The sequence below is a fragment of the Micromonospora musae genome, from assembly GCF_003626635.1.
Classification (GTDB): Bacteria; Actinomycetota; Actinomycetes; order Mycobacteriales; family Micromonosporaceae; genus Micromonospora; species Micromonospora musae.
Window position 1 is genome coordinate 32,726 of the sequence record NZ_RAZT01000006.1, and the last position, 25,855, is coordinate 58,580.

General features: G+C 71.6%; 21 protein-coding genes. 3 read left to right on the forward strand and 18 right to left on the reverse strand.

Annotated features, from left to right (window positions below; genetic code table 11):
* Positions 1-134 precede the first annotated feature (134 nt).
* The 11 genes from D7044_RS12810 to eno form a co-directional block, all read right to left on the reverse strand.
* Entirely contained in the window at positions 135-1,598 is a 1,464-nt protein-coding gene (locus D7044_RS12810; protein ID WP_120688967.1) for an aminotransferase class V-fold PLP-dependent enzyme, read from the reverse strand.
* Positions 1,595-3,025, reverse strand: coding sequence for an amino acid adenylation domain-containing protein (locus tag D7044_RS12815; protein ID WP_120688968.1), 1,431 nt, complete (start codon positions 3,023-3,025; stop codon positions 1,595-1,597). The genes D7044_RS12810 and D7044_RS12815 overlap by 4 nt, the downstream gene beginning before the upstream one ends.
* Entirely contained in the window at positions 3,022-4,230 is a 1,209-nt protein-coding gene (locus D7044_RS12820) for a cytochrome P450 (protein ID WP_120688969.1), read from the reverse strand. Before D7044_RS12820 ends, D7044_RS12815 begins: the two co-directional genes overlap by 4 nt.
* The gene (locus D7044_RS12825) at positions 4,227-4,457 is read right to left on the reverse strand and encodes a phosphopantetheine-binding protein (RefSeq protein ID WP_120675824.1); all 231 of its coding nucleotides are present in this window, start codon (positions 4,455-4,457) and stop codon (positions 4,227-4,229) included. The genes D7044_RS12820 and D7044_RS12825 overlap by 4 nt, the downstream gene beginning before the upstream one ends.
* Positions 4,435-5,526, reverse strand: a complete 1,092-nt coding sequence (locus tag D7044_RS12830; protein ID WP_120675822.1) for a condensation domain-containing protein — start codon at positions 5,524-5,526, stop codon at positions 4,435-4,437. Before D7044_RS12830 ends, D7044_RS12825 begins: the two co-directional genes overlap by 23 nt.
* A complete protein-coding gene (locus D7044_RS12835) occupies positions 5,519-6,850 on the reverse strand; it encodes an MFS transporter (protein ID WP_120675820.1) in 1,332 nt (443 codons plus the stop codon). The genes D7044_RS12830 and D7044_RS12835 overlap by 8 nt, the downstream gene beginning before the upstream one ends.
* Positions 6,847-8,058 (reverse strand): condensation domain-containing protein, encoded by a 1,212-nt coding sequence (locus tag D7044_RS12840; RefSeq protein WP_120688970.1) that lies wholly within the window; start codon positions 8,056-8,058, stop codon positions 6,847-6,849. The genes D7044_RS12835 and D7044_RS12840 overlap by 4 nt, the downstream gene beginning before the upstream one ends.
* A gap of 237 nt (positions 8,059-8,295) precedes the next feature.
* Positions 8,296-9,585 carry an MFS transporter gene (locus D7044_RS12845; RefSeq protein WP_158609983.1) on the reverse strand — a complete coding sequence of 430 codons (1,290 nt, stop codon included), beginning with the start codon at positions 9,583-9,585 and terminating at the stop codon, positions 8,296-8,298.
* A 232-nt stretch (positions 9,586-9,817) separates the two neighbouring features.
* Entirely contained in the window at positions 9,818-13,117 is a 3,300-nt protein-coding gene (locus D7044_RS12850; protein WP_147434645.1) for a ThuA domain-containing protein, read from the reverse strand.
* Between the two features lie 77 nt (positions 13,118-13,194).
* On the reverse strand, positions 13,195-14,304 hold the full coding sequence (locus D7044_RS12855) for a sugar phosphate isomerase/epimerase family protein (RefSeq protein WP_120688973.1): 1,110 nt from the start codon (positions 14,302-14,304) through the stop codon (positions 13,195-13,197).
* Positions 14,305-14,700: 396 nt separating this feature from the next.
* Positions 14,701-15,999, reverse strand: coding sequence for a phosphopyruvate hydratase (gene eno, locus D7044_RS12860; protein WP_120688974.1), 1,299 nt, complete (start codon positions 15,997-15,999; stop codon positions 14,701-14,703).
* Between the two features lie 165 nt (positions 16,000-16,164).
* Between eno and D7044_RS12865 the strand changes: the two genes are divergently transcribed.
* Positions 16,165-16,587, forward strand: a complete 423-nt coding sequence (locus D7044_RS12865) for a MarR family winged helix-turn-helix transcriptional regulator (RefSeq protein WP_120675808.1) — start codon at positions 16,165-16,167, stop codon at positions 16,585-16,587.
* Between the two features lie 88 nt (positions 16,588-16,675).
* On the opposite strand, the gene D7044_RS12870 is transcribed toward D7044_RS12865, so the two are convergent.
* On the reverse strand, positions 16,676-17,662 hold the full coding sequence (locus tag D7044_RS12870) for an NAD-dependent epimerase/dehydratase family protein (RefSeq protein ID WP_120688975.1): 987 nt from the start codon (positions 17,660-17,662) through the stop codon (positions 16,676-16,678).
* Positions 17,663-17,915: 253 nt separating this feature from the next.
* Here D7044_RS12870 and D7044_RS12875 point away from each other — a divergent pair, with 253 nt between their 5' ends.
* Complete coding sequence (locus tag D7044_RS12875) at positions 17,916-18,887, forward strand: zinc-binding dehydrogenase (RefSeq protein ID WP_120676699.1); 972 nt, start codon at positions 17,916-17,918, stop codon at positions 18,885-18,887.
* Between the two features lie 74 nt (positions 18,888-18,961).
* Here the strand turns inward: D7044_RS12875 and D7044_RS12880 are convergent, their stop codons facing one another.
* The 5 genes from D7044_RS12880 to D7044_RS12905 form a co-directional block, all read right to left on the reverse strand.
* The gene (locus tag D7044_RS12880; RefSeq protein WP_120688976.1) at positions 18,962-19,753 is read right to left on the reverse strand and encodes an ABC transporter permease; all 792 of its coding nucleotides are present in this window, start codon (positions 19,751-19,753) and stop codon (positions 18,962-18,964) included.
* On the reverse strand, positions 19,750-20,730 hold the full coding sequence (locus D7044_RS12885) for an ATP-binding cassette domain-containing protein (RefSeq protein ID WP_120688977.1): 981 nt from the start codon (positions 20,728-20,730) through the stop codon (positions 19,750-19,752). The genes D7044_RS12880 and D7044_RS12885 overlap by 4 nt, the downstream gene beginning before the upstream one ends.
* A gap of 144 nt (positions 20,731-20,874) precedes the next feature.
* Positions 20,875-21,720: a DUF4097 family beta strand repeat-containing protein gene (locus tag D7044_RS12890; RefSeq protein WP_120688978.1), complete on the reverse strand. Its 846-nt coding sequence runs from the start codon at positions 21,718-21,720 to the stop codon at positions 20,875-20,877.
* A 37-nt stretch (positions 21,721-21,757) separates the two neighbouring features.
* Positions 21,758-22,297, reverse strand: coding sequence for a toxin-antitoxin system HicB family antitoxin (locus D7044_RS12895; RefSeq protein ID WP_120675797.1), 540 nt, complete (start codon positions 22,295-22,297; stop codon positions 21,758-21,760).
* Between the two features lie 841 nt (positions 22,298-23,138).
* Positions 23,139-23,993 carry an SDR family oxidoreductase gene (locus D7044_RS12905; RefSeq protein ID WP_120688980.1) on the reverse strand — a complete coding sequence of 285 codons (855 nt, stop codon included), beginning with the start codon at positions 23,991-23,993 and terminating at the stop codon, positions 23,139-23,141.
* Between the two features lie 119 nt (positions 23,994-24,112).
* Between D7044_RS12905 and D7044_RS12910 the strand changes: the two genes are divergently transcribed.
* Positions 24,113-24,748, forward strand: coding sequence for a TetR/AcrR family transcriptional regulator (locus tag D7044_RS12910; RefSeq protein ID WP_120688981.1), 636 nt, complete (start codon positions 24,113-24,115; stop codon positions 24,746-24,748).
* Here the strand turns inward: D7044_RS12910 and D7044_RS12915 are convergent.
* Positions 24,735-25,724, reverse strand: a complete 990-nt coding sequence (locus D7044_RS12915; protein WP_233564967.1) for a ketopantoate reductase family protein — start codon at positions 25,722-25,724, stop codon at positions 24,735-24,737. The genes D7044_RS12910 and D7044_RS12915 overlap by 14 nt on opposite strands.
* Between the last annotated feature and the right edge of the window lie 131 nt (positions 25,725-25,855).

Consider the following 25,855-nt stretch of genomic DNA (forward strand, 5'->3'; position numbering starts at 1 on the left):
CTACCGCCCGGTCCGAAGCGGGCGCGGACCGCGAACCGGCCTGCGCGCGCGATTCGAACGCGCACGGTCCTGGTCCTGACGCGGGCAGGGACGGAGGAGGCTCAAGATCCGTCTATGACGAGAGGTGACCGTGGTCAGCAGCGGATCCGTGGCGCCAGCCGGATGTCGGCCCGGCCGCTTCGGTCCAGGTAGGTCGACTCGGCGAAGGAGAGGAACCGCTGGGCGTCGGCGGCGGTCGAGGCCAGCCCGAAGGAGATGCGTACCGCCCCGCCGGTCGGCAGCCGCAGCGTGGCGAGGTGCTGGTCGATCGTCTCGGCGTGCGTGAGGATCGCCCGGCGCAGCAGACCCGGGTCGATCCCGAAGGCCGCCTCGGCGGAGCCCGGATTGCAGAAGCAGCCGGTACGCAGGGCGAAGCCGGCCGCCGACGACTCGACCGCGACGAGCCGCTCGTCGACGAGCGAGCCGTCGGGGTGCAGGAAGTTGAGCGCCACGGTGCCGCCTCGGGCGTCCCCGGTCGGCGGTCCGTAGACGCGCACCAGCGGCCGGCCGTTGCGGTGTCGCAGCGCGGTCAACTGCTCCAGCAGCCAACCGGTGAGCAGTCCGACCCGGGTGTGGATCAGCTCGACCCCGATCGCGTCGAGCCAGCGCAGCCCGAACTCCACGTCGGGGATGCTGAGGAAGTTGAGGGTGCCGTCCTCGAACCCCGTCTCGTCGCGCATCGGCTGGTGCCAGTCGCCCTGGATGCTGACGGCGCGGATGGTGCCACCGGCGAACCAGGGGCGGCGCAGCCGGGCCAGCGCGTCGCGCCGGGCGAGCAGCGCCCCCACGCCAGTGGGGTAGCCGAAGAGCTTGTACCAGCTCAGGCAGACGAAATCCGGGCGGACGGCGCTCAGGTCCAGCCGGTTCGTCGGGGCGAACGCGGCGGCGTCGAGCAGCACGTCGTACCCGTGCTGTCGGGCCAGCTCCACCCAGCCCAGCGGATGCTGCACGCCGGTGAAGTTGCTCTGCGCCGGGTACGCGAACAGCCCCGAACCGCTGGTCGGGCGGCTTCGGCCGGCGGTCAGCGCCGCTGCCACGTCGGATTCGGCCACCCGTAGCTGCGGTCCGCTCACCGGTACGTAGCGGACCGGCGCGTGGGCGGCGCGGGCGTACTCCCGGATGCCGTTGACGGAGTTGTGGTTGTCCCAGGTCAGTACGAGCGGGCTGGTGGGCCCGAAGGCGTAGGACTCGGCCACGAGGCGGCAGGCGCCGCTGGCGTTCGGGGTGAAGATGACCGCGTACTCGCCCGGGTCGGCGTGGAAGAAGTCGAGCACGGTACGCCGGGCCGAGTCGATGAGTGATCCGGCCGCCTCGGAGGTGGGGTTCTCCGAGTGCGGATTGCTGTACAGGCCGGTGAGCAGCCGGTCGTGGTGGGCGGTGACCTGCGCGCGGGCGGCCACCCCGGCGCCCGCGTAGTCGAGGTAGACCTGGCCGTCGCGGTCGAGGTGTCGGTACTCGGTGGCGCGCAGCTCGTCGATCCGGGCGGTGCGCCGGTATGCGGCGCTCGCCGCGACGCCGATGTCGGTAGGTGCGGCGGGGATGGGTTCCTCGGTCGTCATCTGGGGTGCGGCCAATCCGGGCGGTGGGTCGAGCCGTCGGGACGTACCTCCCGAGAATCGCATGACGTCGATGTAACCTGTCTGTCGCAATTCTGCGGATCGGCGGAACTATGGCCGGACGGCTCATCGTGGCGCTCCCCCGGTCGGCCGTTCCGGCTCAGGGCACCCCGGTCGAGCTTCCCGTTGGGCAGGCTCGGCAGCCGTGGCACCCGCTCGAACACGGTGGGCACGGCCACGGCGGGCAGCCGGTCGAGCAGATGCGCGCGCAGCGTCCGCTGGTCCACCGGTTCGGCGCAGACCACGTACGCCACACCCTGGTAGGGAACGGCGACGCCGGCCAGGAGCACCGCCGGGTGGGACATCAGGGCGTGTTCGATCTCGGCCGGTTCGATGCGCACACCGCCGACCTTGAGCTGCTCGTCGATCCGCCCGTGGTATCGGAGCAGACCGTCCGAGCCCATGCTGACCCGGTCACCGGTGCGGTACACCGCCGCTCCGGAGACCACCCCGGGCGAGGAGACGCAGAGCTCACCGTCCTCGATGGAGATCGTGGTGCCGGGGATCGCCCTGCCGATGGGCACCGGATCCTCCCCTGCCGCGCATTGGTGCACGGTGCTCCAGACGGTGCACTCGGTGGGGCCGTACTCGTTGTAGAGCGTCGCCTGCGGCATCCGCTCGTAGTGCAGGTCGACCAGGCCGGGCGGGCAGGTCTCACCGGCCACGATCACGGTGGAGAGGCTGCGCATCGGCGACCGCAGCGTCAGCCGGTACAGCGACGGGACCATCAGCGTGTGGGTGGGCCGGTGCGCGTCGCCGGCGCGGACCAGCGCCCGCACGTCGAACGGCCGGTCGGTCGCAATGATCAGTGTTCCGCCGCTGCACAGGGTCCAGTAGATGCCGGCCACGGAGCTGTCGAACGAGATGGACGAGCAGAGCAGGAACCGCTTCGGCGGGAGGTCGTAGTAGTCCAGCCGGGCGCGGGTCGAGTAGCTCAGCGCGGCCCGTGACACGGTGACCGCCTTCGGCTCGCCGGTCGACCCGCTGGTGAACATCGTGTAGGCGTCGGGCCCGTCCCGCCAGGGCGAGCAGGTCGGGGGCAGGGACGCCAGCAGCTCCTCGGTGAGGGTGACCCGGGCGCCGCTCGCCGTGGCCATCAGCTCCCGGCGGGCCGGCGGGAAGGCCGCGTCGACCGGGACGTAGCGCGCTCCCGCCCGCAGCACCCCGAGCATGGCCACGACGGCCCAGCGCGACAGCCGGGTGTGCACGATCACCGGCTCGCCGACGGCCACCCCCCGCTGGCGGAGGTGGGCGGCGACCGCGCCGCTGCGGCCGTCCAGGTCCGCGTACGTCAGGGTCTGCTCCGGATCCACCACGGCCGGCGCGTCCCGGCGGGCGCTCAGCTGGGCGGCGAGCGCGTCGGGGATCATCGTCGCCGGCCCTCGACCGGCATCCGCTTGATACCGCCCAGCCAGTTCGACCGTACGTGTTCGACGTCGCCGACGGGTTCGAAGGAGACGAAGGTGGCGAAGAGCTCCTCGAAGAAGATTCGAAGCGTCAGTCGGGCCACGGCCGCGCCCAGGCAGTAGTGCCGCCCGTCGCCGAACGCGAGGTGCCGGTTCGGGTGGCGGCCCAGGGTCAGCGTGTCGGCGTCGGCGAAGACGGCCTCGTCACGGTTCGCCGACCCGAGCCACACCACGACGGCGTCGCCGGCCGCGATCGGCACGTCCCCGACGGTGGTGTCCCGGGTCGCCAGGCGCATGAAGTGCCCGGCCGGCGAGGTGAACCGCAGGGCCTCCTCCACCGCGCGATCGATCCGCTCGGGCTGCCGGGCCCAGTGCTCGTACCGTCCGACGCGGATCAGTTCGGCCAGGGCCGCGCGGGGCACGTGCGGGATGGCGGCGCTGCCGCCGAGCAGGAGGCTGTAGCAGTTCGCCACGACCGCGCCGGGGCGCAGTGGCATCGAGCCGAGCACGTCGACCAGGTCGCCGCGCGGGCGTCGCCGATGATCGAGCACCAGGTTGAGCAGGTAGGCGAAGAGTTGCCGGTGCCCTCGGTCGAGGGTCGCCGAGGGGCCGTCGGCCAGCATGACGTCCGGGTCGTGTTCGGCCACCGACATGGACACCCACCGGGCGAGGTCGGGCCAGTCCGTGGCGGGGATGCCCATCAGCGGCCCGAGGAAGGCCAGTGGCAGGGTGGCGGTGAGCTCGGCGAAGTCCAGGACTCCGTCGGCGGGGCGGAGCATCTCGCGCACGAAGGACCGGATGGCGGGTGCGTGCCGGGCCACCGCCCGGGTGGTCATCTGGTGGTGCAGTGGCCCGCGGATGAGGCTGTGCCGCGGCGGGTCGCTCGCCGCGAACTGCTGGTTCTGGGCCGGCTCGGGGCGGCCGAGCATGTTGAGCATCACGCCGCCGGTGGAGGTGAACCGGGCGTGGTCGTTCAGGACGGTTCGGGCGTCGGGGTAGCGGGTGACCGCCCAGAAGCCAGAGCGCCCCTCGACCGGTTGCCAGCGGACCGGGTCCCGCCGACGCAGCGTCCGCCACAGCTCGTGCGGACCGCCGGCGCCGTAGAGGTCGGGGTCGGCGAGGTCGAACCGGTTCGGGGGGCGGGTGTGACCGCACGGCGGGGTTCTCATCCGGCGAGTACCTCGTCGACCAGCTCGGCGATGGTCGGCTTGAGGAAGAGCACCGCGGCGTCGACCTCGACGCCGAGCCGGTCGTAGAGGTCCATCAGCAGGTCGGCGGCGAGCAGCGAGTCGCCGCCGAGGGCGAAGAAGTTGTCCTCGACGCCGACCGGGGTGATGTTCAGCTTCTCGCTCCACAGCCGGGTCAGCATCGCCTCAAGCTCGGGTCGCGTGGGCATCGATCTCCTCCCATCGGTCGACGAACCGCCCGATCAACGCGCGCATCTCGGCCTCCCGGTAGGAACGGTGGTAGCGCAGGCAGACGGTGTAGGCGCCGCCCGCGCCCGGTTCGAGCCAGAACGTCAGCCCGTTGACGGGCAGCACCGGGCCGCCCAGTCCGAGCCCGGGCGGAATGGTGAGCGGTTCGATCCCGCCGCCGGCCGGCACCTGGATGACCTCGAACTGGGCCAGGCTCGGCCCGCCCTCGGTGAAGAGCGCCTCGGCCTGCGGCACCGCGTCCAGCAGCAGCGGAAACGGGATCTCGTTGGCGTACGCCTCGGCGAACGCGCTGTGCACCGCGCCCACCGTCGACGTGGCGAGCCGCACCGGCAGCACGTTCATGTACAGCCCCACGGTGTCCCAGTCGGATCTGCGCCGGCCGTGGGTGAGCACCGGAACGACCGCGTCACCCTGGCGCAGCTGATCGAGGGCTCGGGCGAACGCGGTGAACAGGACGACGAACGGGGTGCTGCGTACGGCCCGGGCGACCGCCCCGGCCCGCGCCTGGGTGATGCCGCTCGGCGCCCGGACCTCCGCCGTGCCGACGTCGCCGCCACCGCCCGGCGCGAGGGCCGGCACGTCGGTGAGCATCCGCTTCCAGAACGGCGCGAAGCGCGCGACCCGGTGGGGTGGGTGCGTGGAGGCGCTGTCGAGGTAGGAGGGCGCCGGACCGCAGCCCGGCTTCAGCACCTCGCGGACGAGCAGCCGCATCGACCACGGGTCGGTGACGTTGTGGTGCGCCACGAGCAGCAGTTCGGTACCGGCCAGGTACGCCCAGAGCAGGCACCGCGCGTCGGGCGGGTACCGGCCGGCCGCCGCGGCGGCCCACACGTCCTCGACGGTCCGCAGCGGAACCGGCCCCTGCCCCAGCACGGGGTGCCGGGCGACGGCCGCGTCGAGGGCGTGCCGCAGCGCGGCGGGGTCGGGTTCCGCCGGCAGCCGGATCCCGCCGAGGGCGACGAACCGGTCGGCTTCCGCCGGCCCGCCCGCCCAGGACAGGATGCGCTGCCCGAACGGCTGGTCATGCACGTCGTCCTCCTCCGGTGGCCTTCCCGGCCGGTTCGATGGACACCCGCTCGGGTGCGGCCGGCGGCTGCGGTGACACCCCGTGAACGGCTGTCGGGTTGGCCTCGTCCGTCACGTCACGCCGCAGCCGCAGCGGTGAGAAGTAGAGCCACAGGCCGGACGCCCACACTCCGGCGGCCGCGATCCACAGCGTCGGCCGTACCCCCAGCCAGTCGCCCAGCAGACCGCCGGTGAGGGCACCCACCGGCATCACCCCGAAGATCACCCACCGGACCGAGGCGGTCATCCGCCCCAGCAGCTCGGGTGGGCACGCCCCTTGCCGGTAGCTGACCGCCGCCGCGTTGTAGATGGCGAAGAGCGCGCCCAGCCCGGCCATGCCGACGGCGTAGGCCACCGGACCCCACCCCGGTCGGGCGGCCGGTACGAGCAGCACCGTCCAGCCGAGCGCCAGCGGCGCGACCCAGATGATCCGGGCGGTGCCCACCAGGCGCGCCAGCCGCGCGGAGAGCAGGCCGCCGCCGATCCCGCCCAGGGTGGTCAGCGCCAACACCAGCCCGACCATCTGCTCGCTCAGGTGCAGGTCCCGCACCAGGTACAGCACGCCCAAGGCGAAGATCATCTGGCTGAAGAGGTTGAGCGACGCCGACGCCGCCACCAACCTGGGCATGATCGGATGGCGGAACACGAAGGCCAACCCCGCGGCGAGTTCCCGGCGGAAGTCCCGCCGCCGCGTCGCGGCCGGTGGCTCCTCCGCACGCCGGACGAAGAGCAGCGAGACCGCGTTGACCAGGTAGGCGAGCGCGTCGATGCCCGCCGTACGCGCCACCCCGAGCACCGAGGCGAGCAGACCGCCCGCGCTGTAGCCGGCGATCTGCGAGACCGAGTACGTGGTGGCGAGCTTGCCGTTGGCGTCGAGCAGTTGACCGCCGGGAACGACCGCCGGCAGGAAGCTCTGGTGCGCGGTCTCGTACAGCACGGTGCAGACGCTGGAGAGCAGCGCCACGATCCAGAGGTGCGCCATCGTGACCCAGCCGGTCCAGGCGCCGACGGCGACGGTCGCCACGAGCCCGGCCCGGACGAGGTGACAGATCACCATGACCCGGCGTTTGCGCATCCGGTCCACCCACACGCCGGCGGGCAGGGAGAGGAAGAGGTAGGCGACCATCCGGGTGGCGCTGAGGATGCCGACCTCCACCGCGGAGGCGTCCAGGACGGTGACCGCGAGCAGCGGGATGACCAGCAGCGAGACGGCGTCGCCGACCTCGCTGAGGGTCCGGCCCGACCAGAGCACCATGAAGTCGCGGTTGCGCCACAGGCTCCCGCTCATCGCGCCTCCTCGACGGCGCGGTGCAGGAGGTCGGTCATGGCGGTGAGGAACCGCTCGGCGTCGGCTCGCCCGTACCCGTGGCGCATCACCCGCAGGGTGAGCTGCACCGTCGGGTACGCCTTGGCGACCAGGTAGAAGCTGGCCCCGCTGTGGGCGCGGGGCGCGAGCCACTCCAGGCGTGCGGGCGTGACCTCGGTCGGCGTGGGGTCGGCGTCGTCCGGCGCCGGGATGAAGGTGAAGTAGCTGCCGTGGTCGAAGTCCTGGGGTGTCACGGCGAACGGGTCGAACACGCCGTGCCGCATCGCCTGTACCGCCGCGACGTTCACCTGCCGGGCCGGCGGGCCCAGCGGACCGTCCGGATCGCAGGAGGCCACGGTGGGCACCCACTGGGTCATGGACGACACCAGCCGCCGTACCGAGGGGTCGAGGCGGTTCGCGGCGAGCTGCCACAGCAGCTGCTCAGCCGTGCCCGTGGTGGCGGCCAGTGCCTGCGTGTAGACCGCGAGCAGCAGGTTGGGCAGGGTCACCTGCAGGTGCTGCGCCGCGCGGCGGGCCGCGTCGTACGGGACCCCCGTGTGCAAGAGCGCCCGCAGTAGCGGGCCGCGCGACGCCGCTGCCCGCGGCGCGGCCGCCAGGGTCTGCCGGCGGTACTCACCGGCCGCGGTCAGCCTCTTCCGGAACGCGGTGCCGCGCTGTCGTTCGGCCAGCTCTCGTGGTGCGGGGGCGGCGCCGAGCGGCTCACCGCGCAGCAGGGCGTGCAGGTCGGACTCCAGGATCCGGAGCGCGGCCCCGTCGGCGGCGATGTGGTGGATCAGCAGACGCACCCGCGCCGGCCCCTCGTCGGGGGTGTGGATCCAGGCCCGCCAGGCCGGCTGGGCGGTCAGGTCGAACGGCTCCCGGAGCGACGCCGGCGTGAAGCGCACGAGCGGGTCGGCAAGGACCACCTGGCGCAGGTCACCGGGGTCGTCGGCGGGGCGGTAGACGGTGCGCAGCGACTCGTGCCGCGCCGCCAGCACTCGCAGGCTGTCGCGGACCCGCGCCTCGGTGACGCCGGCCGGGATCGGCCACGTCGCCTCCAGGTTGGACTCCCAGAGCTGCTCGGGTGGGCGCACCGCGAGGGCGCTCCACATGGACAGCTGGCCCATGGTGAGCGGGTAGACGCCCTGGATCCGCATGAAGTCCTCCAACATGTGCGCGGAGGTGGCCACCTCGCGGTGGCCACCCGTCGTGTTCCGCCGCTGTCTCAGCTGGCGCAGTCGCCCTTACGCATCGCCGCACCTCCTCTCGTCAGTGCCGCCGACCTCCTCCGGCGATGAGGGTGGGCTGGAGGAGATCGCCGAGGTGATGGAGTGTTGGGGTCAGGTCCAGCTGACGCCGCGCTTGCCGACGCTGCGCATGGCTCGCCCTCCCTCCGTCGGGGCGGCCCCCGTGTCCGCCCGGTCACTTCAGCGTCGGCCGCCGCTGCCCTCGGCGACAGGGCTGCCGGCGATCGAGGTTGTTCGAAGTCGTTCGAGCGACGCCTCGCTCGTCACCGGTCTGTCGGCTCGCCGACGGGGCCAGAGCGGGGTGATGGCGAGAACCAGCAGCGCGCCGGAGAGCCCGCTGGACCCGATGACGGTGGTGGCCGGCCAACGGTCGGCGGCCAGGCCTGCCAGCACCATCGCCATCCCCTGGAATCCGGCCAGGCCGGTGATGGCCACGCCGAACGCGCGTCCCCGGTACTGCGCCGGCACGGCCCGACCGAAGAGCGCGTTCAGCGGGATCGCGAAGGCGCTCGCCGCGCCGGCCAGCACCAGCAGGGACAGGACCAGCCAGAGCGGCGGGACGAGCCAGACCACCGTGAGCACGCCGGTGGAGAGCACGGCCAGCGGCAGGATCAGTCGCGCCCGTGCCGCCGGTGGGCAGAACCGGGTGAGGGCGACTCCGCCGAGGGCCATGCCGGTCGGCGCCGCCGCCAGCAGTAGTCCGACGGTGCCGGGACCGCCGCCGTACTGGTCGGCCAGCGGCGCCATCAGCCCCTCGGCGGCGTAGGTGAAGGAGCTGCCGATCCAGAGGACGAGCACGTAGGCGCGCAGCCGCGCGTCGGTGGAGATGACCCGCAGACCGGCGGCTCGGCCGGGGCGGGCCGGGCTCGGCGACAGGCTTGGCGCGGGGCGGCTGCGGACACCGATCACGATCAGGAGCGCGGAGAGCAGGAAGGTGGCGGCGTCCACCAGCAGCGCACCGCGCAGCGACAGCAACGCCACCAGGCTTCCGCCGACGGCGAAGCCCACCACCTGCACGATCTGGGCGCAGATGTTGTCCACGCCGTTGGCCACCGGGTAGCGGTCGCCGTCGAGCACCTCGGGCATCAACGCGGCTCGCGCGGCCACGAACGGCGGCCGGAGCAGGTTGACCGCGAAGAGCAGCACCACCAGGGCGGGCGCGGCGAGGCCCGGCAACGCCGCCAGCGGGATCAGCGCCGCGCGTGCGAGGTCGCAGACGATCAGGACCCGCCGCCGCGGGAACCGGTCGGCGAGGCCGGAGAGCAGCGGTCCGCCGGTGAGCCAGGCCAGGTAGGAGCTGGCGTACGCGGCCGCCGCCAGCGCCGCCGAGCCGGTGCCGGTGTAGACGAGGTACGCGACGGTGACCGCCGTGAGCTGGTCACCGGCGAGGGAGAGCAGGTACGCCGCGAAGAGGTAGCGGTACTCGCGTACCGCGAACACCTCTCTGTACGTCGCGGCCCGCTCGGTCATCCCGGCCCCCGTCCTGCCCGCCGCCGGCTGCCGTGACGGCAGTCGGTGCCGACGGTAGCCGCGCATTCACCGGCCGGGCGGGGTTGGCGCGTTCGGGGTCGTTCGGATCCGTTCGGGCGGGCTCGGGCGTTCGGGCGGGTGGTCGCCGCTGCTCGGTCGAGCCGCGGGTTCACGCCGCGCCGGTCGTGGTGGCGGCTCCCGGCGGGAGGGCCGGGAGCCGCCGTCACGGGGCTTACGGGGTGAACTCGACCCAGTTCAGGTTGCCCAGGCCGGTCGCCGGTCCCCCGCTCACCGACTGGAAGACGAGGTAGAGACGGTGTCCTCCGGCCGGGTAACTGACCGGCACGGTCTGGCTGGACCAGGCGTTGTTGCCGGTGGTGGCGTTCAGTACAGCCGTGGCGACCAGCGGACCGGTCGGCGAGCCGACCCGCAGCTCGACGGCGGCGCGCGGAGTGCCCGCGGTCGCTGCCGAGCCGCCCGCGTACCGGAAGGTGACGGCGGTGGCGTCGCCGACGTTGATCGGGTCGAAGGCGATGTGGTCGCCCGGATCGAGGCCGCTGAGGTGCTGGCCGCCGCCGGTGTCACCGGTGTTCGCGACGGTCACGCCCTGCTGGATCTGGGCGAACTCGGCCTGCTGCCGGGGCACCTGGATGATCGCCTGACCGACGGTGGTCAGCGCCGGTTGACCGCCGCCGCCGAGGTCGGTGTAGGAGGCGGTGATACCGCCGTAGAGGTAACCGCCGGCGTGGTCGGCGCCGTCGGCCGGTGACTGGAGCACTCCCGTGCAGCCGGTGGTGGAGCTGTCCGGGTGACCGTGGGTGTCGTGGCCGAGGACGAAGGTCACCGTGACCCGGGAGCAGTCGACCGGCCCGTCCTCCGGGTCGGTGACCTCGACGGTGTAGGGAATCTGGTCGCCCCAGTTGAAGAAGGTGCCGTTGACCGGGGCGGTGACGGTCACCGTCGGAGCGGTGTTGCCGACGGTGATCTCCCTGGTCAGTACGGCGGTCTTCCCGCTGGAGTCGGTGACCGTGAGGCGTGCCGTGTAGGTCCCGTTGCCGGTGTAGGTGTGGGAGACGGTCGGGTCCGCCGAGTCGACGGTGCCATCGCTGGTGAAGTCCCAGGCGTAGGAGATGGACTCACCCGGGTCCGGGTCGTGCGAACCGGCCGCCGAGAACTGGACGGTCAGGGGCGCCTGGCCGGAGGTGGGGGTGGCGTTGAGCACCGCGACGGGTGACCGGGTGCCCTTGACGTACCGGATCACCGAGAGCTGGGCGTCGGGGTTGGCGTTGAAGAAGCCGTCGCCGTACTCCAGGAGGTAGAGGCTGCCGTCGGGGCCGAACTCCATCTCCATCGGGTTGTCGAAAACGAACCCGGGCAGGAACTGTTCGACGCCGACCAGGTTGCCCCGGCCGTCGGTGCGCATCATGAAGAGCTTGTCCCGGGTGAACTCTCCGAAGACCACCGCGTTCTGGTAGTACTCGGGGAACTTCGTGGCCGAGGTGCTCTCCGGGTCGTAGGTGTAGATCGGTCCGCCGTGCGGGCCGACGCCACCGGTGCCGATGACCGGCCACTTGAAGTCGCAGGCGATCGGCGGGGTCTCCAGGTAGGCGCTCGCGCAGGGGGTCCGGTTCTCGTACGTGTACCAGAACTGGGGTTGCTGGACGGCCGGCAGGACGCTGCGGCCGGTGTTGCGGGGCGAGTCGTTGACCGGGGCGCCGCAGTTGAACGGCTGCCCGGAGGTGCGGGTCACGAAGTCGAAGTCGACGTAGGCCAGGCTCGGTGAGTAGCAGTACGGCCAGCCGTAGTTGCCGGCCTTGTCGGTGGCGAACCAGCGGCCGGTCCCCTCCGGTCCTCGGGTGGGGTTGGACGTACGGCTGTCCGGCGAGTAGTCGGCCACGTACACCCGGCCGGCGTCGTCCACGTCGAACCGGAACGGGTTGCGCAGCCCCATCAGGAAGATCTCGGGTCGGGTCTTGTCGTCGTGGTCCTGCGTCTCGGGGAAGAGGTTCCCGGCCGGGCTGGTGTACGTCCCGTTGGGCTTGACCTTGATCCGCAGCACCTTGCCGCGCAGGTCGTTGGTGTTGCCCGAGGAGCGCTGCGCGTCGTACCCGGGGCCCTGCGTCGGCGACTCGTTGATCGGGGCGAAACCGTCCGAGCCGCCGGCGTTCGTGTCGTCACCGGTGATCAGGTACAGGTTGCCCTTGCCGTCGAACTTCACCTTGCCGGCGACGTGGCAGCAGATGCCCCGGTCCACGTCGACGCGGAGGATCTGCTGTTCGGTCGTCATGTCCAGGTGTGGCGTCGGAGTCTCGACGAACTTCACCCGGGACAGTTGGTTGTAGCCCTTGAACTTGTCCCAGACGGTCGGGTCGGTGCTCGTGGCCGGGGCGTCACCCTCGTTGACGCCCGGCGTGGCCGGGTTGTCGACGGGGGTGTTCAACCGTGGTGAGTAGTAGACGTAGACCCACTTGTTGGTGGCGAAGTCGGGGTCGATCGAGATGGTCTGCAGACCGTCCTCGTCGTGGGTGTAGACGGGGATCGTGGTGATGACCGGGCTGGCGCCGCTCTCCGGGTCGTAGAGGCGCACCTGGCCGCCGCGGGTGTTGTGCAGGACCCGGCCGTCGGGCAGGACGGCCAGGGACATGGGTTCGCCCGGCTCGTCGTTGAGGGTGACCTTCTCGTAGTTGCCGAGCACGGTGGCGCCGCAGTCGCCCTCGACCACACCTGCTGCCCACTGGATGCCGCCGAGCAGGTGCTTCTTGAAGGCGTTGGCCCGGTACGTCTCGATGGAGTGACCGAGCCCCGTGTACCACGAGCGGCCGCCCTGGTAGTCCTTGCACCAGCTGATCGGGTGGTCGTAGCCCATCGTCCCGCCGGCGAAGCTCTTCTCGTCGGCCGTGGCGAGCACGTGCGACTGACCCCGTACGTTGGCGGTGAAGTTGTACCACTCCTCGGTCAGGGTCAACGTGCGCGGCACGGTCTCGGTCGAGGGGTGCGCCCGGTCGGCGACGTCGACGTTGCCCGGCTCGACCCCGCTGGTCGAGGCGACCTTCGCGCCGACGAGGCTCTGGTAGAACGGCCAGTCCGGCTCGGTCTCGGCGGCGGCGTGCACGCCGACGTACCCGCCGCCGGCGGTGACGTAGCTTTCGAACGCGCCCTGCTGGCCGGGGTTGAGGACGTCGCCGGTGGTGTTCAGGAACACCACCGCCCGGAACTTGGCGAGATTGGCGGCGGTGAACGCGCCGGCGTCCTGGGTCACGGTCGCCGTGAAGCCGTTGGCCTGGGCGAGGGCGCGGATGCTCGCCACACCGTCCGGGATGGAGGCCCGGCGCTGCCCGGCGGTCTTGGTGAAGACGAGCACCCGGTAGCTCTGCGGTGCGCGTACCGCGGAGCGTAGGGCCGCGGGGCCGTTCTCGACGCCGAGGTTCTCGGCGCTCGGCGCGACGGTGGGGGTGGGGTCGGGCGCGGCGGCGGGAATGGCGAGGGCGGCGGCGGCCAGGATGGCCACCCGGCGACGCAGGGGTCGTGCCATGTCTCCTCCGGGGTCGGGGGGTGGATTCCGAGTGGTGCCGGGAGGCCGGGCGCGCGCCGCCGCGCCCGACCCGGCGGTCAGCGGCGGTAGATCGTCATCTCGGACATGTTGGTGTAGCTGAGTGCCGCGAAGTCCAGCGACTGGCCGGGGTTCGTCGTGCCGCCGGGGGCGTTGTCCTGCTCCCAGTTGGCGTGGCGGAAGTCCGGGTCGCCGATGGTCTGGAAGAACTGTTGGAAGTTGATGTCGCCCTCGCCGAAGGGCACCATCTCGTGGCCGTTGGCCAGAGCGCTGTTGCGGTTGCCGTCCTTGGCGTGGAAGAGCGGGAACCGCTTGCTCTGGTTGACGACGTTGAGGATCGGGTCGAAGAGGTCGGTGCGCTCGTGGCCGTACCGGTCGACGTACTTCTGGTGCTTGAACCGGGCCACGTACGCCCAGTAGATGTCGAGCTCGAAGAAGACGTAGCGCGGGTCGGTCCTGCGGAAGAAGTACTCCAGGCGTCGGGTGCCGGAGGAGCGGGTGGGCCGGCCGTTGGCGTCCAGCGGCCCGGCGTCGAGCAGGAACGAGTACGCGGCGTCGTGGTTGTGGGTGTAGAGGCGCAGCCCGCGCTTGCGGGCCTGGCGGCCCAGGTCGTTCCAGACGTCGGCGGCGGCGTCCCAGTCGGCGGTGTAGCTGGAGTTGGTGGGGTCGCTGCCGGTGCCGAGGTTCTTCATGCCGAGCGTCTCGGCGATATCCATCTGCTCCTCGAACGTGGCCGGGTTGATGGAGACGTGGCAGCCGTTGGCGACCAACCCGTTGTCGTCGAGGATCTTGCGGATCTCGGCCGGGGTGATCTGCCGGCCGAGGATCGAGCTGTGCTGGGTGTAGCCGGCGAACTCGATCTCCTTGTAGCCGAGTTCGGCGAGTCGGGCGAGGACCCGTTCGAATCCGTACGGCACGCCGCTGTCGTCCGGGGCGGCGGTGATCCGGTCGCGGACGCTGTAGAGGATGATGCCGCGATTGCGGGTCGGGATCAGGGGCTCGGCCCGGAGCTGGCCGTGGGCGATCGCCGGTTGGTTGGTCTGGAGCACGTTCATACCGACCGCGCCGAGCGCCGCGGCGGCGCCGGCCGAGGCGGCGAGGATGCCACGACGGGTGAGCTTGCGGCGTACCGCCGGGTCCTGGGGGAGTTCGGGTTCGGTGGTGGGCATGGTCGTCCTCTCCGGCGGCCTGGCCGCCTGCTGGATCGTTTCAATCCCCGCGCTGGACCGTCACCCGGATCGTCTGGTCTTCGGGTGTCGGCCGGATCGGGGTGCGCACGGGACGCCGTACGTCGTGACCGGAGCCTCAACGTCGGTTGCTTACATCCGTAGGGGCGTTGACCTGCTCATCCATGGTCGCCGAATCATGGACTGACTCACGGTAACGGCTGCGCCACCGGAATGAAATAGACGTTGATCTCTAACTTCCGCCAGAGCATGCAGAACTTTGGTACGAGCGACGGAAAGCTGCCTGCTCGACGGCACGAACGCCGCTCGGGCGCGCAGCGACCGCAGCCGGCATCGTCGGCCGGCTGCGGTCGCTGGTCCGCCTGATCGACCGGGCGATCAGGCCTTCCGCAGTACGGACCCGCCCGCGTACCGTGCCGAGGCGCCCAACTCCTCCTCGATCCTGATGAGTTGGTTGTACTTCGCCGTGCGGTCCGAGCGCGACAGTGAGCCGGTCTTGATCTGGCCGCAGCCCGTCGCCACCGCCAGGTCCGCGATCGTGGTGTCCTCCGTCTCGCCGGAGCGGTGCGACATGACGACGGTCCAGCCCGCGCGGTGTGCGGTGGTGACCGCTGCCAAGGCCTCGGTCAGGGTGCCGATCTGATTCACCTTCACCAGGATCGAGTTGCCGACGCCCGTGCGGATTCCCTCGCGCAGCAGATTCTCGTTGGTGCAGAACACGTCGTCGCCGGTGAGCTGGCAGCGGTCGCCGACGCGGGCGGTCAGCTCGCGCCAGCCGTCCAGGTCGTTCTCAGCCATTGGGTCCTCGACGGAGACGATCGGGTACGAGTCGATCAGCTTGGCCAGGTAGTCCGCGTGCTCGCTCGGCGTGCGCCGCACCCCTTCGCCCGTGTACACGTACGTGCCGTCCTGGAAGAACTCCGACGACGCCGGGTCCATGACCAGGCCGATGTCCGCGCCGGGGCGGTATCCGGTGCGCTCGATGGCGGCCAGGACGAAGTCCAGCGCCTCTTCCGCGGTGCGCAGCGCGGGCGCGAAGCCGCCCTCGTCGCCGACACCTGTGGAGTGCCCGGCGGACAACAGGTCGCGACGTAGCGTGTGGAAGACCTCGGAGCCCATCCGAACAGCCTGAGCGAAGGTCTTCGCGCCCACCGGCGCGATCATGAGCTCCTGGAAGTCCAACGGGTTGTCGGCGTGGGCACCGCCGTTGATGATGTTCATCATCGGCAGCGGGAGCAGTCGGGCGTCGGCGCCGCCGAGGTAGCGGTAGAGCGGCTGGCGGTGGGCGGCCGCGGCGGCCTTGGCGGTGGCGAGAGAGACGGCGAGCAGGGCGTTGGCTCCGAGCCGGGACTTGTCGCTCGTGCCGTCGAGCGCGACGAGCGCTGCGTCCAGGCCCGCCTGGTCGTCGGCGTCGCGCCCCACGACCGTCTGCGCGATCTCGCCGTTGACGTGGGCGACGGCCCGGTCGACGCCTCTGCCGTGCCAACGCTCGGCGTTTCCGTCGCGCAGTTCCACGGCTTCGCGTGCGCCGGTGGAGGCGCCGGACGGAACTGCGGCGCGCCCGAGGGAGCCGTCGGCGAGGAGGACGTCGGCCTCGACCGTGGGGTTGCCGCGGCTGTCGAGGACCGATCGGGCGGTGACGGACTGGATGGCGGTTTGCGCAACTGCCTTTGACACGGGGAGTTCCTTCCCGTTGTGGCACGCCGCGGCCCTGCTGCGACAGCGCTGGCGCGTGCCACGGCGGAGCGAACTCTACAGCAATGCTGTTCAGCATTGCTGTAGAGGTGAGTTGCGCAGGTCAGGGTGCGCGGGCTCGCAGGTTGACGGGCGTTAAAGTGCCCTATGCCCGCCCCGGAATCCGCCAACGTCGCCACCGAACTGCGTACCGCGATGGGTAAGCTCACTCGGCGCGTGCGGCACGAGGACCGAATTCCGCTCGGCCAGGTCGCCGTGCTCGGCACGCTCGACCGTGATGGCGCCATGACCACCAGCGATCTCGCCGCCGACCAGCGCGTACGCCCGCAGTCCATGGCCCGCGCGGTCGGGCTCCTCATGGAGCAGGGCCTGGTCGCCCGCCGGGCGCACCCCACCGACGGCCGCAAGTCCCTGGTCGAGCTCTCCCCCGCGGGACGCGACGCACTCGACGCGGAGCGCAGCCGAAGGGCCGGCTGGCTCGCCCAGGCCATCGAGGCCGAGCTCACCGCCGAGGAGCGGGAGGTGCTGGCGCGCAGCGCCGCCCTGATGGAGCGGCTCGCCGCGCGCTAGCGGATCCGGCCCATCGGGCCGCCCATGACCGGCGGCGGACGCTCTGCCGCTGACCGGTGAGCGGACGTCACCTGACCACGAGCGGACGTCACCGCAGCGCGGTGAGCAGCGCGCGTTCACGCTCGGCGCTCAGCCCGGCCCGCCGCGTACGGTCGAGCCCCTGCTCCCGCTCCCAGGCCAGCGTGTCCGCGATCAGCTCGCTGCGCGGCCGGTGCCGTAGCCCGGCGCGGGCGGCGGCCTCGCCGCTGCGGGCGGACCAGCCCTCCCATCCCGGCTCGACCAGCCACATCGGCAGCGACTCCGGGCCCATGTACTCCGCCACGCCCTGCTCCAGCAGCCAGGCCGGATCGGCGGTGACCAGCGGTCCGCTGTGCCCCGCCGCCACCCGGCACAGCTCGACCCACTCGGCGAAGGGGACGATCGGACCGACGGCGTTGTAGGTCCCGGTGATCCCGTCCCGGGCCGAGTCGAGCAGCCAGGCGGCGAGGTCGCGGACGTCGATGACCTGCGTCGGTTGGTCGGAGGTGGCCGGGACCAGCATCGGGCTCTGCGGGTCACGGGCGGCGCGGGCCGGCCAGTAGCCGGTGCGGTCGCTGTGGTCCCCCGGCCCCCCGATCAGTCCGGCCCGGGCGATCAGCAAGCGGTCACCGAGCGCGGACACCGACGCCTGCTCGCACGCCGACTTGGCCTCGCCGTACTGCTCGCGGGTGACGACGTCCAGCTCGGTCGGCGGCATCAGCTGCGCGGACTCGTCCGCACCGGGGGTGGCCTGGGAGGCGTAGACGTTGCCGGAGGAGACGTACGTCCAGTGCCGGGCGCGCTCGGCGAGCGACCGTAGCGCGCCTCGGACGAAGCCCGGCTGCCAGGACACCTCCACGACGGCGTCCCAGTCGCGGTCGAGCAGCTCGTCGTAGGCGTCCGGCTGCCGCCGGTCGGCGCGGACGAGGGTCGTCCCGTCGGCCACCTGCCCGCTCTCACCCCGGGCGAGGCAGGTCACCGCATCGCCCCGCCGCACCGCCTGCCGGGCCACCTCGCGGCCGAGCCAGGCCGTGCCGCCGAGTACAAAGATGTTCATGCGGGCACTGAAACATGCGTAGCGGGCTCGTCACCAGGGCGGTTAGCCAGCGGCAGAAAACCTACGCTGTCGGCGAAATCCCCGCGCCTCGGCAGTGGTCGTCGATCCGGCGGGCAGCTCTCGACGGTATGCCCGACACGTCGCGTCCGGTCGGACGATCCGTGGGGTCGTCGCCGGTTGACTTCAACGCCGGTTGAGGTCGAACACTCCTTGTGTCGCGGTGCGACGAGCCACGTACAGGAGAGTGATCGGTATGCGGGTAGTGCAGGTGACCCGGTTCGGAGGTCCCGAGGTGCTGGTGCCCGGCGAGGTGCCCGATCCGGTGGCCGGAGCGGGTCAGGTCGTCGTCGACGTGTCCGTCGCGGGCATCACCTTCGTGGAGACGCAGATCCGGCGGGGTACCGACAAGTGGCACGACCGACCTGAGTTGCCGTACGTGCCGGGCGGTGTGGTGGGCGGCCGGGTGCGAACTGTCGGCGCGGGTGTTGATCCGGGCTGGTGGGGACGGCGGGTGATCGCGGGCACCGGCGGGAGCGGCGGTTTTGCCGAGCAGGCGGTGGCCACGGTCGAGGACCTCGTCGCGGTGCCGGAGGGGCTCGGCCTGCCGGAGGCCTGCGCCCTGCTCCCGGACGGAAGCACCGCGCTGGGGCTGGTGGAGGGAGCCGGGATCCGTCCCGGCGAGTGGGTGCTGGTCGAGGCGGCGGGTGGCGGTGTCGGCAGCCTCTTGGTGCAGCTGGCTCGGTCGGCCGGCGCCCGGGTCGTGGCGGCGGCCCGTGGCCGTCGGAAGCTGGATCTGGCCCGGGAGTTGGGCGGGGAGGCGACGGTCGACTACTCCGAGCCGGGGTGGGCTAAGCAGGTGGTCGAGGCGACCGGGGGCGCTGGTCCCGACGTGGTCTTCGACGGGGTGGGTGGGGAGGTCGGCCGGGCCGCGTTCGAGGTGACGGCGGAGGGCGGCCGCTTCTCGGTGCATGGCGCGGCCAGTGGCCGGGCGACGGCGATCGACCCGGCCGAGGCCCGGCGGCGCGGAGTGCGGGTGCTCGGCATCGAGCAGCTCTTCGGCTTCGTGCCGCACAAGCAGCGGTGGGCCGAGCAGGTGCTCTCCGAGGCGGCGGCGGGCCGGGTGCGGCCGGTCATCGGGCAGACCTTCGCGCTGGAGCGCGCGGCCGAGGCGCACGCCATGATCGAGGCCCGGCGCGCTCTAGGTAAGACCCTGCTCCTCGTCTGACGGCGCTCGCAGATGTCCGTGGCGGCGCGGGGCGGAACGCCGTCGGCGTTCCGCCCCGCACTCGCGCGCTCGACCTACCGTGCGGCCCGGCGGCGGAACGCGCGCTTGGCCCAGAGGTACGAGAGGAGCGAGATCACCGCGCACCACGCCAGCGAGATGAGCGCGCTGGCGCCGATTCCCGAGCCGAGCAGCAGCCCGCGCAGCGTCTCGGTGACCGGGGTGAAGGGCTGGTAGTCGGCGAACCAGCGCAGGACGGTCGGCATGGTGTCGGTGGGTACGAAGCCGCTGCCCAGGAAGGGCAGCAGGATCAGGAACATGGGCGTGTTGCTGGCGGTCTCGACGCTGTCGCTGATGAGGCCGAGCGCGACCGAGAGCCAGGTCAGCGCGAATCCGGCGGCGAGGAGCACACCGGCGGCGGCGAGCCACTCGAGCGGGGTGGCGGTGGGCCGGAATCCGATGGCCAGCGCGACGCCGAGCAGGACGGCCATGCAAAGCGCCGTCTGCAGCAGGCTGCCGAGCACGTGTCCGGTCAGGACGGACGCGCGGGAGATGGCCATGGTGCGGAAGCGATCGATGATCCCCTCCGTCATGTCCATCGCCATGGAGATGGCCGTTCCCTGGGCGGCCCCGGACGCCGCGAAGAGCAGGAGGCCGGGGACCAGGTAGTTGACGTACGCGCTGCGGTCGCCGCCTCCGCCGGGCAGTCCGGCGCCCAGCGTCTCGCCGAAGACGTAGACGAAGAGCAGCAGCAGGACGACGGGCATTCCGATCAGCATCCCGGTCAGCGAGGGGTATCGCTGGATGTGGCGTAGCTGCCGGCGGAACATGGTCGCCGAGTCGGTCAGGGTGTAGGCGAGGCTGGTCATCGGTTTCCCCCAGTGGTCGCGTCGGCGGTGGCGGCGGTTACGGGTGTGCCGGTGAAGGCGAAGAAGACGTCGTCCAGGTCGGGTGTGTGGATGGAGAGCCGGTCGACCTCGATCTGCGCGTCATCGAGTCGGTCGAGCACGGCGCGCAGCGAACGCACGTCGCCGTCGCTGGGAACCTGCAGGGTCAGGGCGTCGTCGTCGATCTGCGCGGCGGCGAGCACTCGGGCGGCGGTGTGCAGCGCGGTCGGGTCACCGAAGCGCAGCAGGATGTGCCCGCCCGGGATGCGGCTCTTGAGCTCGTCGGGAGTGCCCTCGACGACGATGCGGCCGTGGTCGAGGACGGCGATCCGGTCGGCGAGTTGGTCGGCCTCGTCGAGGTACTGGGTGGTGAGGAAAATCGTGACGCCGTCGGCGACGAGTCCGCGGATGATCTGCCACATCGCGTGCCGGCTGCGGGGGTCGAGGCCGGTGGTGGGCTCGTCGAGGAAGATCAGCCGCGGCTCGCCGACGAGGGTCATCGCCAGGTCGAGGCGGCGCCGCATGCCGCCGGAGTAGACGGAGGCGGGCTTGCGGGCCATCTCGCCGAGGTCGAAGCGTTCGACGAGCTGGGCGATGCGGCGTCTGCCGTCGACGCGTCCGAGGTGGTGCAGGTCGGCCATCAGCTTGAGGTTCTCCTCGCCGGTGAGGAGGTTGTCGACGGCGGAGAACTGGCCGGTGACGCCGATCGCCGCGCGTACCGCGTCGGGCTCCTTGGCGAGGTCGTGCCCGGCCACCCGGATCGATCCGCCGCCGGCGGGCACCAGGGTGGACAGGATGCGGACCATGGTGGTCTTGCCCGCGCCGTTGGGCCCGAGCAGCGAGAAGACCGTTCCTTCGGTGACCACGAGGTCGATGCCGTCGAGGACGACCTTGTCGCCGAACGACTTGCGGAGGCCGGAGACTGAGATAGCCGGCCGCGTGGCGGTGGTGACCGTCATTGCTCCTCCAATGTTCAAGAGTTTCGGGATTCGGGCGCGTGCCATCGCCGGTCGGGCCGGAGGGGCTGGACCGGGGTACGAGGGCGCGTGTCATCGCCGGTCCGGGCGCCAGCCCGCGACCGGATCAAACGGTGGTGGGGTCGCTCAGGCGCGGTGGATCATGATGTCGCCGAATGCGGTACGGGCACGTACCTCGGCCTTCTCGTCCGTGTCGGCGGGGCCGGGGGTGGACTCCAGTTCGTTGCGAACCTTGCCGTAGTGCGTGTGCAGGTCGAGTCGGGCCGCGGTGCCGCGCCGGATGCCGACCTCGATCCGTCCGGCCGCGGTTCGCAGCGTCGCCGATCCGCGGACCAGCTCACCGATGCGGATGTCACCGTTGGCGGTGTTGGCCGTGACGGGGCCGGCGGTGTGTTCGGCGGCGACCTGGCCGTTGGCGGAATTGATGCGAAGCTCGCCGCCCGCCTCGCCGATCCACGTGTCGCCGTTGCCGTTCTTCAGTACGGCCCGCCCGGCGACGGCGCGGACGCTGAGCTTGCCGGAGGCGGTGGTGACCTCCGCGTCGCCTGCCACGTTCTCGGCGATGGCCGCACCGAAGCCGGTGTGCAGGCGCAGTGCGCTGGTGTCCTCGACCTGGAGGTCACCGGCGCCGCTCTTGAGCCGGCAGTCGGCCAGTGGGCCGGAGCAGTTGACGGCGCCGACGCCCAGCTTCCCGTCGAGGCCCGAGCCGGCTGGCAGGTCGATGGTCACCTCGATGGAGCCGATCTTGTTGAAGATGCCGAAGCCGGACTGCTTGGGGCCGCGTACCACGAGGCGGCCGGAGGCGTACTCCACTCGGGTCTGTGCGGCCGCGCGCACGTCGCGGTCGTCGGACTCGTCGGCCGGCCGCACCTGTACGACGGTGTCGGAGCGCTGGCCGGCGTTGATCCGGACGTCGCCGGCGACGAGTTCGACGGATGTCGAGATGGGGCCGGGGGTGTCGAAGGAAGGCATGGTGCTCCCCTTTCGGGTAGTCGGTGGGCCCGGTGCGTCAGCGCACCCAGCCGGTGAAGCGCTGCCCTCCGGTGACGGGGGCGGAGCGCCGGGGGTTGTCGGGCTCGGGCCGCTGGTGGGGGGCGTCGACCGCGGCGGCCGCGGCTCGGATCAGCCAGGTGTTGATCGAGACGCCGGCGCTGGCGGCTGCGTGCTCGACGCGGGCCTTGAGGTTCTCCGGCAGGCGGAGGCTGATCCGTACGGTCGCCTCGTCCTCGCCGTCGGTGGGGGGCTGCGGCAGCGGGTTGGGCGGGGGTGCCGCAGCCCCCTCGGTCTCGTCGGCCCACTGCTCGGCGGCCGGTGGCGTCACGACGAAGCTCGGTTCCCGGTTACGCAGACGCAGGTCCACCGAGCCGGGCGCGAGATCGCGGGTGATCTCGGTGGCCGCCTCGGAGAGCGCATCCAGCAGGGCGAGCCGGATCGCCGACTCCAGTGGCGCGACGAGCCGCTCGCCGAGTTCCTGGGCCTCTTCACCGCCGGCCGCCGCCGCGACCGCGAGATCACGCCGGACCGCATCCACATACACACCAAGCTCCATGACGCCAGTATGGCATCACGGTGATGCCACTGGCAAGAGTGGTGATGCCAGGTGATGCCACCGTGGTGCGATCAATCGCTGTGGAGCTGATGTCGCGGAGGTGTCAGCGTGCGTGCGGGCCTCGGGGCTACCTGGCGGCGTGCCAGAGCACGGGGCGCTTGGGGCTGATGTGGCGGGTGAGTCGCACGGCCTTGGGGGGCTGGTGGTGCCGGGTGAGGCGCACGGCCTTTTGGGCCTGATGGTGCCGGGTGAGTCGCACGGCTTGGGGCTGATGGTGGCGGGCGAGTCGCGCGGACTAGGGCTGATGGTGGCGCGTGAGTCGCACGGCCTTGGGGCTGATGGTGGCGCGTTAGCCAGGTGCGCGCGGAGCCTTTGGAGCTGATGTCGCAGGCGAGTCGGCGAGCCCGCGGTTCGGCGTTGACGCTCCGCCGTGCCCGTCGTCGCCTCACAGGGGGCCGGGGGCCGGGGCCCACGAAGCCGGCCCGGCTGGCGACACCGAACGCCGCGCCCACGCGAGCCGATGTCGTAGGCGATTCAGCTCCAAAGGCGGCGGGCACCATATCCCGTCGATGCCGGTAGCCCTCGCGCGTTCACCTCGGCGGCCGTCCAGGCGCCCACATCGCGCGCCACGGCCGCGTCTCCCGGCGCGCCGTTCGGCCGTCGGGGCAGGTACGCAGCGCGGCGGCCAGCGCCACGACCACGAACAGCCGAGAGTCGGAGAACCGGAGCGCGCACGTCAACGCGTCGCCGGCCGCCGACCCGGCCGCCCGCCACGAGCTCGGGCGGGCAGCCGGGTCGGTGGTGGTGTTGTGATGCCGTGGCCTGGCCGGACGTCGTGAGGTCAGTGTGTCGCATCGGCGGCGGGGACGGCATGCTCGGCGGCCCGGCTGACCTGCTCCCAGCCCGCCCAGGTCTCCATCCGCCGCCGGGAGATGTCGAACGCCAGGTCGTACACCATGCTGCCGAGCAGGAGTCGCAGCGGCGGCTCGTCGCTGTCGACCAGTTTCAGCAGCGCCTCGGCGGCCAGGCGGGGTTCGCTGTCGATGGAGCCTTCGGCCCACTGCCGCTCCAGCTCGGCACGGAGTGGACCGTAGGCCTCGGCGGGGGTCGTGGCGGTCATGCTGGTGTAGAGGTCGGTCCAGTAGCCGCCGGGCTGCACGATGCTGACGGTGACACCGAAGGCCGCCGCCTCCATCGCGAGGGCCTCGCTCATGCCCTCCAGCGCGAACTTGCTCGCGCTGTACATTCCGGTGCTCGGGAAGCCACCGAGTGCGGCGATGCTGGAGACCTGCACGATGTGGCCGGCCCGCTGGGCCCGCAGGTGCGGCAGCACGGCCTGGCCGACCCAGAGCGCGCCGAAGAAGTTGACCTCGAACTGCGCCCGCGCCTCAGCCTCGGTGAACTCTTCGACCATGCCCATGGACATGGTGCCGGCGTTGTTGACGACGATGTCGAGCCGCCCGAAGTGTTCGACTGCGGTTTCCACGGCGGCGAAGACCGCCGCCCGGTCGGTCACGTCGAGCGTCAAGGCGAGGAGCCTGTCACCATGGCGCTCGTCGAAGTCGTGCCGGCTGATGGTCCGGGCGGCGGCGGCCACCCGGTCACCGCGTTCGAGCGCGGCGATGGCGAACGCGCGGCCCAGGCCGCGGCTGGCGCCGGTGATGAACCAGGTACGCGGGGCGGGTGAGGTGCGCACAGTCGATCTCCATCCTGCATGAGACGAGACGGTCCGTCTCGCTGATGGGATGAGAGTAGGCGTGGTCGATCCACTCGTCAAGACGATACGGTCCGTCTCGGCTTTGCTAGGTTGTACGCATGACGACGCAGCAGAGAGCCACGCCCAACGCGGCCCGCCGGAGAGAGACCTCGCGGCGCGCCATCCTCACCGCCGCGTTCGACCTGCTGCAGGAGGTCGGCTACGCCAAAGTCAGCATCGAGGGCATCGCCACGCGCGCCGGCGTCGGCAAGCAGACCATCTACCGCTGGTGGCCGTCGAAGGGCGCGGTCATCTTCGATGCCTTCCTCATGCTCAGTGAGGGCAGCGACGGGGAGGCTCCGGTACTGCCCGACACCGGGGACCTGGAAGCGGACCTGACCGCGGTACTACGCGCCACGATCGAGGAGTTGAACGATCGCCGCTACGACCAGCCGATGCGCGCGCTGGCGACCGAGATCGCGCACGATCCCGAGCTGGCCGCCGCGTACGCCGAACGACTGGACGGGCCTTTGAAGGAGGCCAAGCGACGACGGCTGCGCAGTGCTCAGCAGGCCGGCCAGCTCGCCGAGGACCTCGACCTCGACGTGGCAGTGGAGCTGATCTGGGGACCGGTGCTCAACCGGTGGCTACAACGCACCGGGCCCCTCACCACCCAGTACGTCGACAGCGTCGTGACCACCGCCCTCAACGGACTCCGCCCCCGCCCGACCGACGGGACCCCTACCCGCGGGTGAGGCTCTGCTCGTGTACGCGTAGGGCAACCGTCGTGGCATCCAACAACGGGGTGGATACGCCGAGCGCGCGGGCCCGCGCCGTCAGGTCGCCGAAGATCTGCTCGGCCTCGGTCGGCTGCCGGGCGATCAGGTCGCGGTAGAGCGAGGCCGTGTCGACCGAGCCGGGCCGGGTGACGAACGCCCGCACGTTGTCGAGGGCCTGCTTCGGCACCGGATAGCCCGCCGCTGCGGCGACGGCAGCGGCCTCGGTCGCGATCTGCCGGCCGAGTTCCTCGCCGCCCGGGACCGCCGCCGCATTGCCCACCGAACCGCGGACCAACGTGTTCAGCGCGCCCAGCGTGCTGATGAAGACCCACTTGTGCCACATGGCTCGGCGAATGTCCGACGATACGGAGAATTCGAAGCCGGCGCCGGCGAGCGCTTCGGCGATCTGCTCGACGCGCTGGGACGTGCCACCTTGCTGTTCGCCGATGACGATCTCGGCCAGCGTGCCCAGCCGGACGATGTCACCCTCGGCGTCGAGTGTGGTGAGGACGCGGACGACGCCTCCGAGCACGGCATCCGAGGTGAACCGGTCGTTGAGCGTGTCCATGTGCGCCACTCCGTTCAAGAACGGAACCACCGTGGTGCGCGGGCCGACCGCGGCGACGACGTCGTCGAGCGCCGCCGGTAGCGCGGTGGCCTTCACGGAGACGAGGACGACGTCGTAGTGTCCGTCGATCTCGGCGGCGGTCAACAACCGCGGTGTGAGTACCGTCTCGGCCCCCAGGCCGGTGATGCGCAGTCCGCGTTCGTGGAGCACATCGGCGCGCTTCGGTCGGACGAGGAAGGTGACGTCTCGGCCGGCCTGCTGAAGTTGGGCGCCGAAGTAGCCTCCGGTCGCGCCCGCACCGACGACAAGAATCCTCATGCGCCGAGACGTTACTCGTCCGGCTGCACACAGAGGCGCGGCCGTACTTGAGGGGTGTCCGCTCACGTCAGGCCACCTCAACCGTCGACTCTTCGATCGGTTTCGGGCCTCACCGAGCGTGTATGCATCACGAATGCAGAAATGGCACGACGGCCGTCAATTCGCTTCGGCGACCTGCGGCCGTCGCAACAAAACCG